The organism is Dictyobacter kobayashii, from assembly GCF_003967555.1.
Taxonomy (GTDB): domain Bacteria; phylum Chloroflexota; class Ktedonobacteria; order Ktedonobacterales; family Ktedonobacteraceae; genus Dictyobacter; species Dictyobacter kobayashii.
In genome coordinates, this window is sequence record NZ_BIFS01000001.1 from 4,669,843 (window position 1) to 4,682,621 (window position 12,779).

11 protein-coding genes are annotated in these 12,779 nt (G+C 50.7%); 6 read left to right on the forward strand and 5 right to left on the reverse strand.

The window, feature by feature from the left end; translation table 11 throughout:
* Position 1: 1 nt before the first annotated feature.
* Together EL645_RS20435 and EL645_RS20440 are read right to left on the reverse strand one after the other, a co-directional pair.
* Entirely contained in the window at positions 2-1,696 is a 1,695-nt protein-coding gene (locus tag EL645_RS20435) for a PAS domain-containing sensor histidine kinase (protein WP_161977529.1), read from the reverse strand.
* The gene (locus EL645_RS20440) at positions 1,674-2,255 is read right to left on the reverse strand and encodes a hypothetical protein (protein ID WP_126552219.1); all 582 of its coding nucleotides are present in this window, start codon (positions 2,253-2,255) and stop codon (positions 1,674-1,676) included. Before EL645_RS20440 ends, EL645_RS20435 begins: the two co-directional genes overlap by 23 nt.
* Positions 2,256-2,545: 290 nt before the next feature.
* Here EL645_RS20440 and EL645_RS20445 point away from each other — a divergent pair, with 290 nt between their 5' ends.
* From EL645_RS20445 to EL645_RS20455, 3 genes are all read left to right on the forward strand, one after another.
* A complete protein-coding gene (locus tag EL645_RS20445) occupies positions 2,546-3,265 on the forward strand; it encodes a response regulator transcription factor (RefSeq protein WP_126552220.1) in 720 nt (239 codons plus the stop codon).
* Positions 3,266-3,450: 185 nt separating this feature from the next.
* The gene (locus EL645_RS20450; protein ID WP_126552221.1) at positions 3,451-3,993 is read left to right on the forward strand and encodes a universal stress protein; all 543 of its coding nucleotides are present in this window, start codon (positions 3,451-3,453) and stop codon (positions 3,991-3,993) included.
* A gap of 20 nt (positions 3,994-4,013) precedes the next feature.
* Positions 4,014-4,490: a universal stress protein gene (locus EL645_RS20455; RefSeq protein ID WP_281276342.1), complete on the forward strand. Its 477-nt coding sequence runs from the start codon at positions 4,014-4,016 to the stop codon at positions 4,488-4,490.
* Between the two features lie 96 nt (positions 4,491-4,586).
* On the opposite strand, the gene EL645_RS20460 is transcribed toward EL645_RS20455, so the two are convergent.
* On the reverse strand, positions 4,587-5,618 hold the full coding sequence (locus EL645_RS20460; RefSeq protein ID WP_126552223.1) for a universal stress protein: 1,032 nt from the start codon (positions 5,616-5,618) through the stop codon (positions 4,587-4,589).
* 538 nt (positions 5,619-6,156) lie between these two features.
* On the opposite strand from EL645_RS20460, the gene nifJ reads away from it, so the two are divergent.
* The 3 genes from nifJ (at position 6,157) to EL645_RS20475 (ending at position 11,792) form a co-directional block, all read left to right on the forward strand.
* Positions 6,157-9,774, forward strand: coding sequence for a pyruvate:ferredoxin (flavodoxin) oxidoreductase (gene nifJ / locus EL645_RS20465; RefSeq protein WP_126552224.1), 3,618 nt, complete (start codon positions 6,157-6,159; stop codon positions 9,772-9,774).
* Between the two features lie 20 nt (positions 9,775-9,794).
* Complete coding sequence (locus EL645_RS20470; RefSeq protein ID WP_126552225.1) at positions 9,795-10,799, forward strand: dihydroorotate dehydrogenase-like protein; 1,005 nt, start codon at positions 9,795-9,797, stop codon at positions 10,797-10,799.
* 465 nt (positions 10,800-11,264) lie between these two features.
* Complete coding sequence (locus EL645_RS20475; RefSeq protein ID WP_136625251.1) at positions 11,265-11,792, forward strand: hypothetical protein; 528 nt, start codon at positions 11,265-11,267, stop codon at positions 11,790-11,792.
* 122 nt (positions 11,793-11,914) lie between these two features.
* Here EL645_RS20475 and EL645_RS20480 read toward each other — a convergent pair whose 3' ends face one another.
* Positions 11,915-12,352 carry a hypothetical protein gene (locus EL645_RS20480; protein WP_136625252.1) on the reverse strand — a complete coding sequence of 146 codons (438 nt, stop codon included), beginning with the start codon at positions 12,350-12,352 and terminating at the stop codon, positions 11,915-11,917.
* A 17-nt stretch (positions 12,353-12,369) separates the two neighbouring features.
* Positions 12,370-12,705 (reverse strand): hypothetical protein, encoded by a 336-nt coding sequence (locus tag EL645_RS20485; protein ID WP_126552228.1) that lies wholly within the window; start codon positions 12,703-12,705, stop codon positions 12,370-12,372.
* Positions 12,706-12,779 lie beyond the last annotated feature (74 nt).

Here is a 12,779-nt window from a genome sequence, read left to right on the forward strand (position 1 = left end):
GTTATATCTCTGCAATTTCAGCCTCGGACTCATCATCGATAGGTTGCGCGATCAGCGGCAGGGACACAAAGAAGGTTGTGCCCTGCCCTTCCTGCGATTGAAACCAGATATTCCCTCCGTGTCTTTCGACGAGCTCGCGACTGAGGTAGAGCCCAAGTCCTGTACCATAAATGCCATTGCTCAGTGCGTTATCGGCGCGCGTGAAGCGGCCAAAGATACGTGCTTGCTCGTAAGCTGGAATGCCAATGCCAGAATCTTTGATACTGAGAAGGGCCTGCCGGCTCGCTTTTAACTCTTCAAGCTTGATCTGGATCTGTCCACCACAAGGACTATATTTTATGGCATTGCTGAGCAGGTTGGTCAGTACCTGTTCAATCCGCATCACATCGATAGAAACAATCAAGAATGGGACCTGGGTATCAATGATCAACTGGTGCCGCTTACTTATGATTTGATGACGATGGGTGACGCGCTTAACCAGCGAAACCAGGTCTGTGATCTCCTGGGACAATTCTAGCCGTCCGGCCTGCAGGCGCGTGACATCCAATAGATCATTGGTGAGCACTACCAGTCGTTGGGTTGCCTGATCGATATTTTCTAATGATTCTTGTTGTTCGGGCGTCAGATTGTTATTCGGTTGCAACAGCAGTTGGGCCTGAAACAGTTCGATGAACCCCTGTAGCGCGGCCAGCGGATTGCGCAGTTCGTGGGCCGCGATACCGATAAAATCATCTTTAAGGTTCTCTGTCTCTTTTAAGGCGGAGACATCCTGATGTACGACGATGGCGACCGGCTCCTGCTCATTTTGCCAGGTAGTGGGGTGACTGAGTGGAGATGTTTTTGTGTCCAGCCTGATGGCATTTACGAGTACAGGTAATGAAGAGCCGTCGGCATGGCGAATAATTTCCTGTTGTTGATAGATGACCTCTCCACTTTGGACCGCCCGTAAGGTGGCCAGTTCTTCCATTGGCAAGCTACGCCCATCGTTGCGAAAGATCTGGATCTGGTTTTGTTGCAAGAAATCTATCATCGGCTGTTCCGGTAACCATGTCGTTCCCCAGACGGTTGCGGCGGTCTGGTTGGCGAGGATGAGGCGTGCATCCTGTCCATGGACCAGGTAGACACTGGTTGGCAATTCATCCAGAATACGTTGCAGCAATGAGCGGCGTGCCTCGATTTCAGCGTAGAAACGCTTCTCTCTCAAGAGGGCGCGTATCTCTGTCACATCATGCCAGATAACCACGGCACCACTGATTGCTTGTGTTTCAACGGTGTCTGTGTCTTGTCGCGTCGATTGCTGCTGATATAAAGGGGAGGCCGTCACCAGATATTCTGCTTGCTCATCATTTTTATTGACGATCGTAACTGGAATATCTTGATTTCCCTGGCCGGTCAAGGCGTAGCGGGCCGGGGTATATAACAATGCTTCCAGCGCTGGTTGGCTCTGTTGAGATTGCTCTAGACGGGTGCGTAGGAGGTAGGCCTGTTTATTTTCGTGCACAATATGCTGTTGCGGATCGATCAACGTTACCCCATCCTGGATGCTTTGGAAGATCGTATCCAATTCTTGGGCGCGCGTATGGATGGTCTGGTAGAGGCGTACATTCTCGATCGCGATGGCTGCCTGCGTCGCTAATCCAGCCAGTAATTCTTCATCTTTATCCTGGAAGTAGTCAGGCTCCTGATGCCCCAGCAACAATCCCCCTGTACATGTCTGGCTCGATCCAACAAAGGCACCCCAGGAAACTGCGCATTATTGGATGACCTGCTGGAATATCGATAGCTAGTAGCTCTTCAGATGATATGTGTCCGTGCGCATACTCTAATGCTAATTGCCGGGCTTCTGCTTTTCTTTGTTCCTCTGTTTGAAGACCCTTCCTGGTTTTTTGTTGGGATCTGAGCTTTTGCACGTCGGCGATACGTACCGGAACGCCATAGCGAAATATGGGGGCTAGCAGCCCTTCACCTCCCAGGGGCATGCGCCTGAATAGCTCTTTTTGTTTTTCTGTCACACCGACCACTGCCGCCAGGTGAAAAAGGTTGCCCTCAGCGGGTGCCAGGAACTCCCCCTGCTCATTAGTGGGTCGCAAAGAGAATGCGGCAAAGTGAGCACCAATCACATCAGTTGCAGTTTGTGCAATGAGTTGTAATAATTGCTGCTCGTTTCGCTCACTGAGGAGGGCTGCACCTATATAATTTAAAGCTGCAAAGCGTTCGCTCTCGGTTAGCGGTTTACGCACCTCGCCTGGATTCATCGGTCACCGCCGGTTTCTAAGGGTGCAGGGCTATTTCATGTTTCTCTTTGGCGCCTGCGGCGCCGGGTTGTGGGTGTGGAGTGTGTGGAGTGGGCCGCTGCGGCGGCCCACTCCACACACTCCACACCTGAAAGATATACATTTTCTGGACGAACATTAAATAGCCCTGCTAAGGGTGCTTTTTATTTGAATTATAATGAACTATCCTTTATGATAAAAGCAAAAAGGCAATCTGGCAAGTGCCTGCTCTGGCTTAATTGCTGTGATCAAGGTGGATAAGGGAGGTTAAGATGACGATAAAGAAACAAACTATCCTCGTCGCGGATGATGATCCTCAGCTTCTGCGTCTGGTGACGCGTACTCTTGAGTTAGAAGGATTTCATGTCCTGAATGCTAGAGATGGCGAGGAGGCTCTGGTAATGATTGAGGCCAATCCTCCCGATCTGGTGTTGTTGGATGTGATGATGCCTCATATGGATGGTTTTACGGCTTGCCAGAGAATTAGAGAGTTTTCACAAATTCCCATTATTATTATTACCGCACGTGGGCGCGATGATGATAAAGTCAGAGGTTTGAATCTGGGGGCCGACGATTATTTGACCAAGCCATTTAGTATTGAAGAGCTGGTGGCACGGGTGCGCGCGGTACTACGGCGTTCACAATTTGTGACGCTAGAGCAGTCGCAGGCTGCCAGGTCTAAAATGACCATCGGGGATATTGAGATCGATTTTGAGCAGCGCCTGGTGACTGTGAATGGCAAAGAAGTGGTCTTAACCCCGACCGAATATCGTATTCTGGCCTATTTGATGCAGAATGCTGGCCGTATCCTAACCCAGGATCTCTTACTGGAGCATATCTGGGGCCAGGAATACCTGGGTGAAAGCCATATGTTACAGGTTAGCATTAATCGCTTGCGCCGTAAGATTGAGCCTGATCCCGCCCATCCAACCTATATACATACCAAGATCGGCATTGGCTACCAGCTTGCCACGCAACCCAAAGTTGTGTAGTTGTATAATTCACCTGCCCCATATTAAAGAACTAAATTTAGAGATGATCCCGCATGTCTGTGATCTGCTTGTGTTGTCAGGTAGGGATTTGAGAAGTGTTTGTGATTCCATGGCTGTATCTTACAGGTATCAAAAGAAATAAACTCAAGTGCCTACCTGAAGATGTGGGTGAAAGGAGTCCAGCCATGTTGGGGCATATTCTTGTACCATTGGATGGTTCACACCGTGACGAACAGGTTCTCCCGCTGGTTGCGCGCCTTGCTCGTGGCGCTGATGCCAAAATTACACTGATGACGATTATAGCTCTTCCTTCGGAGTATTATGCCTATCCCATGTGGTCTGGACCAGTTCCTGCCAATTTGATGGAGCGTGATGAGCAAGAGGCGGAAGAGCACCTGGCACAGTTGAAGCAGAGCGAACTCTTGCGGGAACTGGATGTGCAAACCTCTGTGCTCACTGGTTTTCCGGTGCAGGAGCTGGCTCAGTCTATTGAGCGAGAACGCGTTGATCTGGTGGTGATGTGTAGCCATGGTGATGTCGGGTTCAAGCGTCTGGTGTTAGGGAGCGTGGCGCAGCAGATTGTTCAGCATTGCAATGTGCCGGTGCTGATAGTAAAAGAGCAAAGGCAAGGGCAGCCCTTACTGAGTAAAGGAACGCCATTTCAATTTATTGTGGCGCTCGATGGCTCTCCCCTCTCGGAATCTGTCTTGAAACCGGCCGCTACCTGAGTGCGCTTCTCTCGGCACCGTTGCCTGGTAAGCTGCACCTGTTACGTGTGGTCCAACCCATTTATAGCGTCTCTAAAAATGGTAGTGATACCGTTGCTCAGGCCAACGTAAAGGCAATGGATGCCGCGGATGCTTATCTGCAGGCTGTGACGAAGAAGCTGTTGTTACAGATGATGCCTGATACCTTGCTCGATATCACTACGTCGATTCGCAGCGATGAGGATGTGGCCACTACCCTGATGCAGGCCGCACGTGAGGATGAGGTGCGTATGGTCGGCCCATCTGGTGGTATCGCCTTAGCGACCCATGGCCGGCATGGTATACCTCGCTGGCTTCTTGGCAGCGTGACAGAGCATGTGCTGAGCCACTCATCATTTCCTCTATTGATCGTGCATCAGCAGGCCAGTGAGCTCAAAGATACCGAAATTGCCGGCGATGCGGCAGTCAAAGGAACCGAACATCCGGAAGGGGAGTATCATCCCTTTGCTATGTTTTAATAACAATTAAGGGCAGCGCATAAACGTCCACGAGAAAAGGAGCTGGAAATAATCCTAGCTCCTTTTCTCGTGGACGTTTATGCGCTCAGTGAGCCTTTAGAGGGTTTCCAGTATTTGTGTCTCGATAGCCTGTGCCGTAGGTGGGATGTGTGCCGTTGGTAGCGCTGGCACAACCAGTACTGGTAGCTGGGTCTCGTGGGTGATGCGCTCCAGGGTTGTATTTCCCAGGTGCGGAGCCTGCTGATTCTTGCCGAAATCTGAGGAGATGGCCAGCAAATGAAAATGGGCTTCGTTCTGGTCTCCATTTTCGGGAATGTTGGTTTCTGCCTCTTTAATGAGAGCATTCGCATAATCGGTCCCTATCAGGGTTGACTCACTCATACAGGCGCTGGAAATAATTTCCATTGAATTCTCATCGATATCCTGAAACTCCTGTACGTGTTTGAGCTGATGCTCTTTTACCACATTCATTATATCGAGCATACTGGCCTGTGGACCCTGCTGGTGGGCTGCCGTGTATGGTGAGATGACGCGAGCCAGGCGAATAGTTGGCTGTGCCCCGGCTTCCAGACCGGCCAGCAATGCAGATGCGCTCTTTATGACGGGACTTGTTTGTGCAATGTCGTCAATTCCCATTAATACGCAGGTCGGCTGCCCCAATGCTATATATGGGAAGATGGGCAACGGACCATTTTCGTGTATCAGGAAGACCGGGACCGGTGCGTACATTACAACGCGTTCGGCGACACTTCCTGGCAACAGATGTTTAAGGCCCTTATGGTGCTTGCGACTTAATAAAATTAGATCACATTGATGGTTCTTTACCTGCTCAAACACAGATGGTGCCACCTGTCCCCAACTGACATCCATCTCAACCTCAATATCGTTTAAAATTGGTGAGGTCGCAATATTTATGAGATAATCGAGGGCTTTTTGTTTTTCGGTTTCGACCAGGCTCTGTAATGCTTCTGAGGTTAGTATGGATTTTCCATTGAAATGGGTACCCATAGTAATCACACGAATAAGTACGAGTGTTCCTTGAGCTGTAAGGGCGAGCCGTGCCGCTATGGGAAGTGCTTTTTCTGCCGCTGGAGATCCATCAAGAGGCACCAGGATACGTGTAAACATGTTAAAGCTCCTTCTCAAGCTTTGGATTTTTGATGCAAAGGTTATTCCAATACGTCATACGATGCTTACTTGCCAGGAGAAAGGAGTGCTCTTCACTTCCATTTTCATTGTTTAAACTTTAATCTTGCTTTATCACAAGCTGGTCACAGGCCGGGGTTTCATCTCTCATTGTAATCACAAAAAAAATTGATCACTATGTATGTGACAAATGCTGGTTGTGACAGGTTTGTGATGTATGGCAAGGGGCCAGTGATTATATTGAGATCCGGCGCTTTTATGTTCTGACACAGATGCTGTTCTACCCAACCTGCCGAGCATGCTTAGCATTATGTCGAATAAAATCTCCGCTTGCTTTTTCATGCGTGAAGCTCATGAAGCGCTCGCAAGGGGAGCGCATACTGTTCGTTATTATGCTGCCTTTGTTCTGTGATTTCTTTGAGACATTGCTTCGTGAGGGCGAGATGGCCCTGTGATAAGCAAGCAGTATCTTCCTATTACAGGAGCATACGTTGAAAAGCAGAAAGAGATGCGATGTCTTATGGAACATATCAAGGCTATGTTGGATGGTAACGAAGCCGCGGCGGCCGTTGCTTATGCCGTCAGCGATGTCGTTGCGATCTATCCCATCACGCCATCAACCCCGATGGGCGAATCTGTGGATGCCTGGTCGGCCCATGGGAAAGCCAATCTTTGGGGGAGCGTGCCACTGGTTGTCGAGATGCAATCAGAAGGTGGCGTCGCGGGTGCCCTGCACGGAGCATTGCAAACAGGAGCATTGGCCAGCACATTTACCGCCTCGCAGGGCCTGTTGCTCATGATTCCAAATATGTATAAAATCGCGGGCGAATTGACCGCGGCAGTCTTTCATGTGGCGGCCCGTTCACTGGCCGCGCAAGGACTCTCCATTTTTGGTGACCACTCAGATGTAATGGCTGTGCGCGGAACCGGCTTTGCGCTGCTGGCTTCAAATTCGGTCCAGGAGGCGCAGGATCTTGCCTTAATCGCCCACGCCGCAACTTTAAAAGCACGTATCCCATTCGTCCATTTCTTTGATGGGTTCCGTACATCGCATGAGATAGCAAAAATCACGTTGTTAGAGCAAGGTGTGATCCGTGCGATGATCGACGATACATTGGTAAATGCCCATCGAGCCAGGGCCCTCTCCCCTGATCATCCTGTGATTCGTGGTACAGCACAAAATCCCGATGTCTATTTCCAGGCTCGCGAAACGGTCAATCCCTTTTATCAGCGTTGCCCGGAAATTGTGCAGCAGACGATGGATGATTTTGCCGCCCTGACTGGTAGGGATTATCACCTGTTCGACTACGTTGGCGCACCCGATGCGGAGCGCGTGATTGTGATGATGGGCTCTGGCGCGGAGACGGCTGAGCAAACGGCGAAATACCTGGTCAAGCGTGGCGAGAAGGTCGGGGTCCTCAAGGTTCACCTGTTTCGACCCTTTGCGCTTGAGCATTTTGTGAGGGCTTTGCCCGCGAGTGTTAAAACACTGGCTGTGCTTGATCGCACCAAGGATCCCGGTAGCGCCGGAGAGCCCCTCTATGTAGATATTGTTACCGCCTTGAATGAAGCCAGGCAGCAGGGCTTGTTTCCCAATAGCCCTTATGTGATCGGTGGACGCTATGGCCTCTCTTCTAAGGAATTTACCCCGGCCATGGTCAAAGGTATCTATGATCATATGCTTGGAGAGAAGTACAAAAATCATTTCACTATCGGTATTAATGATGATGTCAGTTATACCAGTCTGCCATATGATCCTGCATTTACGATTGAAGGAGAAGATATCGTACAATGCGTCTTCTGGGGCCTGGGATCGGATGGGACGGTAGGGGCGAATAAGAATTCGATCAAGATGATTGGCGAGGAGACGGAGAACTATGCTCAGGGCTATTTTGTGTACGACTCTAAAAAATCTGGCTCTGTGACCATTTCGCATCTCCGCTTTGGACCACATGCGTTTTCTGCTCCCTACCTGATTGATGTGGGTAGGGCAAATTTTGTCGCCTGCCATCAATTTGCCCAGCTAGAGCGTTTTGATGTCTTGAAATATGCACGGCCTGGCGCAGTTTTTCTGCTCAATACCCAGTATGGCCCCGATGATATCTGGGGACATTTGCCGCTTGAAGTACGACAGGTGATCCGTGAGAAACAGTTGCGCTTCTATGTTATCGATGCCTATCGGGTGGCGGGACATGTGGGTATGGGAGGGCGCATCAATACTGTGATGCAGACCTGCTTCTTTGCGATCAGTAACATCCTACCGGCAGAGCAGGCTATAGCTCAGATCAAGCAGAGCATCAAGAAGACCTATAGCAAACGTGGTGAGGTGGTTGTGCAGCAGAACTACCAGGCTGTCGATGATACGCTGGCCCAGCTTTATAGCGTCTCCATCCCGGCGACGGATGAAATGCCGATGCCAGTTGCAGTACAGTCTGCGGTTGCCATACGTTCACGGGTTCCCGTCGCGCTCCCGATGCTTAGTCGAAAAGCACCTGTCGCGGCCGAGGCACCAGTTTTTGTACGTGATGTGCTTGGTCCAATGCTGGTGGGTGAGGGCGATAACCTTCCTGTTAGTGCCCTGCCTTGTGATGGGAGCTATCCAGTTGGTACCGCCCGTTGGGAGAAGCGCAACATAGCACAAGAGATTCCGGCCTGGGACCCGGCCATCTGTATTCAATGTAATAAATGTGTAATGGTTTGTCCACATGCCGTTATTCGCGCCCGGGTCTATGATCCCGTTGAACTGCGCGATATGCCTGAGACATTTCAGACAACGCCTGCTCGTTTCAAAGAATTCCCAGATATGAACTACACCCTGCAGGTAGCTCCCGAGGATTGTACCGGCTGTGGCTTATGTGTGGAGGCCTGTCCCGTTAAAGATAAAAGCCGGGTTGGCCATAAAGCGATCAATATGGTGCCCCAGCCGCCGCTACGCGAGAGTGAGAAAATAAATTGGGACTACTTCTTGCGCCTGCCTGAAGTGGATACTACCGAGCTTAATCTGGGGGCGATTAAAAACGCCGAGCTGCGTCAGCCACTCTTTGAATTCTCGGGTGCCTGCTCAGGTTGTGGCGAGACACCGTACATCAAACTGGTCTCTCAGCTCTTTGGCGATCATATGATCGTGGCTAATGCGACAGGCTGCTCCTCCATCTATGGTGGCAACCTGCCCACCACTCCCTGGAGCGCGAATGCCGAGGGCCGGGGTCCCGCCTGGTCTAATTCCCTGTTCGAAGATAATGCCGAGTTTGGTCTGGGGATGCGCCTCTCACTGGATCAGCAGCAGGCGCAGGCGTTGGCGCTGTTGCAGCGTTGTGCCGGTGTGATTGGTGATAGCCTGGTGCAGGCTATCCTGCATGCCGATCAGACGCATGAGGCAGGGCTGCGGGCTCAGCGTGAGCGCGTTGTCTTGCTCAAACAACTCTTAAGCTCCCGGCCTGCTGAAGATACGAATTGCCAGCAGCTGTTAGTGCTGGCCGATGCGCTGGTGCGCAAAACTGTGTGGATTATTGGTGGCGATGGTTGGGCCTACGATATTGGCTATGGTGGCCTGGACCACGTGCTGGCTTCGGGTCGCAATGTCAATATCCTGGTGCTGGATACAGAGGTCTATTCAAATACTGGCGGACAGGCCTCAAAAGCCACTCCGCGCGCTGCTGTTGCCAAGTTCGCCGCGCAGGGGAAAGCGTTGCCAAAGAAAGACCTGGGCCTGCTGGCGATGGCTTATGGGCATGTCTATGTGGCGCATATCGCCATGGGAGCCAACGATCAACAAACGCTGCATGCCATTATGGAAGCCGATACTTATGATGGACCATCCCTGATCATCGCTTATAGTCATTGTATCGCCCATGGTATTGATATGCGCAAGGGTCTGGAGCAGCAGAAGCTGGCGGTCCAGACGGGCTATTGGCCGTTGTATCGCTACAATCCAGCCTTGCTTGAGGAAGGCAAGAACCCGCTGATCATGGATGCCAAAGAAGCCACGCTACCACTGTCACGTTTTATGTATAATGAGGCCCGTTTCCGCATGCTGCTACAAAGTGACGAGACCCGGGCAGCCTCTCTGTTGCACCTGGCTGAAAAAGATGTGCAGGAGAGCCAGACCCACTATTATCACCCAACGGATGGCAAGTAGGAAAGAGAGGAATAAATATTATGACCCAGCCAGATCTGCAAACTACCTATCTAGGTTTAGCGCTCAAGAATCCTCTCATTGCCTCTGCCTCGCCCCTTTCCAGAAGGGTCAGTACGGCGCGCCAGCTTGAGGATGCTGGCGCGGCAGCTATTGTCATGTATTCATTGTTCGAGGAGCAGATCACCCATGAGAGCCACCAGCTTGATCATTATCTCAGTCATGGTACTGATACCTATGCGGAGGCGCTGAGCTACTTTCCTGATCTGGATCACTATAATGTTGGACCCGATCGCTACCTGGAACATCTCGCGCGCCTAAAAGAGGCGGTCTCCATTCCTGTGATCGGCAGCCTGAATGGCGTTTCCTCTGGCGGCTGGATCGAGTATGCACGCCTGATCGAGCAAGCAGGCGCTGATGCCCTGGAACTGAACATCTACTATCTACCAACGGATCTCTTTTTGAGTAGCACTGATCTAGAAGAGGTTTATGTGCAACTGGTCAGGGATATCCGCGCTATCGTCCAACTGCCCATTGCCGTAAAGCTTAGCCCATTTTTCTCGGCGCTGCCACAATTTGCCCGCCGCCTGGTCGAAGCCGGGGCCGATGGATTGGTCCTGTTTAACCGCTTCTACCAGCCTGACTTTGATCTAGAGAATCTTGCGGTCGTGCCCAACCTGGAACTCAGCACTTCGCATGAATTGCGGCTACCGCTGCGCTGGATCGCTTTGCTCTATGGCCGCATCCAGACCGATTTCGCGTTGACGAGTGGGGTACACAGCGCCCAGGATGTATTGAAAGCCATGATGGCCGGTGCCAACGTTGCCATGATGGCCTCAACCTTACTGGCTAATGGTGTTGATCAACTTACCTACATCCTTGCCGGCATCCAATTGTGGATGGAGGAACATGAATACTCCTCGTTAGATCTGATGCGTGGCAGTATGAGCCAGCAAGCCGTCGCCGAGCCAGCGGCCTTTGAGCGGGCCAATTACATGCGCGTCCTGGATTCCTTTGGCGCGCATTAATAAATCTAGTCATGCAAGAGATATCTTGAACGTAACAAGAAACACGATCTGTACATGCGGGGCTTGCCCACGCTTTTAATCTTCACGATCGAAAAAGCAACAATAAGATAATTTTGCAGCTATTTGATTGAGCGCATAGCATTATCATTGTTGATTTTTCAGGCAGGAACGGATTAAGCGGGGGAAAGACCCGCACGTACAGATCGTGTTTCTTTGGGCTTTTTTCTTCCTTGTATGCAAAAGTAACCAGGACCTATACATTTCATGCTTATGGCGACCTCTTCGGGTATGATCAAAAACCTATAGTGAGGATGGACCTATGTTCCGAATAGATAGATAGAAGAACTTTGTTGTTTGGAGGGAAGGTCTTTGAGCACTGGTGGTCTTAAAGAGGTGCCCGGGCACGCATGATGTCCGGTGTCCTTTATCTAAAGCCATAGTGTTGCAAGATCAGAGAGGTATCATATGGCTCTGCACTATCGAAAATGTTTGAGCATATGTTTGTTGTTGCTGGCTATCCAGCTGACACTTGCAGGGGTTTTTATGCTACCTGGTAGTGCCGCACATGCTCAACAAAAGCCACCCAATCCAGGCTTCGTGCTGGTTACTATTCCCGTAAAAACATTTGCCGCCACCAACGTAGATTTTAAGCTAGGCACATTTGGCACCGGTCAGAAAATTCCTGTTTTTAAGACGACGTTTGATATTGCTATTCATAATCCCTTTATTGTGCGAGCCTTACAGCCCAATGCTCCCGCGAACATAAAAACGCTTACCTTGCGCGGTGTAAAGATCGATGTGGCTGATATCCGTGCTAGCGTTGGCACGTTTCAGAATTTGTTTGCCTCTAGCAACGGCCCATTTGGTTTCGACTCAAAAACTTCATCTCTGCAATTAACCAACGCAGTCTTTCAAATTCCGCTCTTGCCTGCCCAGGTTGCCATCTTAACTAAATTGAAGGCCGCGCTGCAGCAACACTTGTCCAACCATTGAAATTTGACTATACTGTATTAAATCAACGCAAAAGCGCACGCCTGACTGGACTTAGAATGGCCCGGTCAGACGTGCGCTTTTCTCTGTATTATTTTTGCGGCAATGGCATGGATGCCAGCCAGCTATTTTTTAGCGGGCGCCAACTTCTGCGTGGCTTGCTTGTAATCGTTCGCGCTACCAGTATGGAATACCAGCTGGCTTGCCTGGCTGGTTGCTCCGACCTGGTTTAAGGTCAATGTATCATTGGCATCGTTGATTTTACCCATGAGTGTGCCTGCCTGACCATTGATCGTAATGACCACATAGATAATGTGGTTATCTCGATTATACAGACCAGTGGCCGGGGCTGTCAGGGATTGTGGCGCGCCATTGGCAACCGCCGACAATTGCAGCTGGCCCTTTAATTCGCCATTCTCGTTGGTCCAGTGCAGGTAATAGAGTATTTTGCTGGCGCTACTCGTGCCTGCAGGAGGAGTAAAACTTGAGATCCAATCAGAGGGTGGATCTTTAGGGCGATTGACGAATACCAGTAGTGCAGCCAGCAAGGCTACAAGTGCCACTGCACAGACCGCACCAATCAACACGCCTTTTTTAATGAATACACCCGAGCGATCGTGGGAGGGTCTAGATCTTCTTCCTCCAACTCTCCATCCTCTGCGTATGTTTCATCTCCAGGTAAGGTGGATGCCTCGTGCTCTTCTAATCCAGGTGTGGCTGCGGCTTGCGATTCAGAAAACGAGACCGGCTGCGTAGGAATATCTTCTTCAGTGGTGGCAGGTGGCGTTGGCTGTTCTGCCCCTTCCGAAACAGTCTCAGCGTTGGGCTCTGGCCGAACATAGGTCTCCTCTGCAGGGTGGAGGGTTGACTGTTTTTCTGGTTCCTCTCCCAATGGAGGCTGAGGCGGTACATTCATGGAATGATCGATCCTTTCATATCGGCAAAATACCAGCGCCCATCTGAGCAATAGCGCGCGGGAGGCATTTCTAG

Excerpts from the sequence above, each read along its gene's own strand:
- EL645_RS20440 (WP_126552219.1), bottom strand. The coding sequence starts at position 2,255 with ATGAATCCAGGCGAGGTGCGTAAACCGCTAACCGAGAGCGAACGCTTT.
- EL645_RS20445 (WP_126552220.1), top strand. The coding sequence starts at position 2,546 with ATGACGATAAAGAAACAAACTATCCTCGTCGCGGATGATGATCCTCAG.
- EL645_RS20450 (WP_126552221.1), top strand. The coding sequence starts at position 3,451 with ATGTTGGGGCATATTCTTGTACCATTGGATGGTTCACACCGTGACGAA.
- EL645_RS20460 (WP_126552223.1), bottom strand. The coding sequence starts at position 5,618 with ATGTTTACACGTATCCTGGTGCCTCTTGATGGATCTCCAGCGGCAGAA.
- nifJ (WP_126552224.1), top strand. The coding sequence starts at position 6,157 with ATGGAACATATCAAGGCTATGTTGGATGGTAACGAAGCCGCGGCGGCC.
- EL645_RS20470 (WP_126552225.1), top strand. The coding sequence starts at position 9,795 with ATGACCCAGCCAGATCTGCAAACTACCTATCTAGGTTTAGCGCTCAAG.
- EL645_RS20475 (WP_136625251.1), top strand. The coding sequence starts at position 11,265 with ATGGCTCTGCACTATCGAAAATGTTTGAGCATATGTTTGTTGTTGCTG.
- EL645_RS20485 (WP_126552228.1), bottom strand. The coding sequence starts at position 12,705 with ATGAATGTACCGCCTCAGCCTCCATTGGGAGAGGAACCAGAAAAACAG.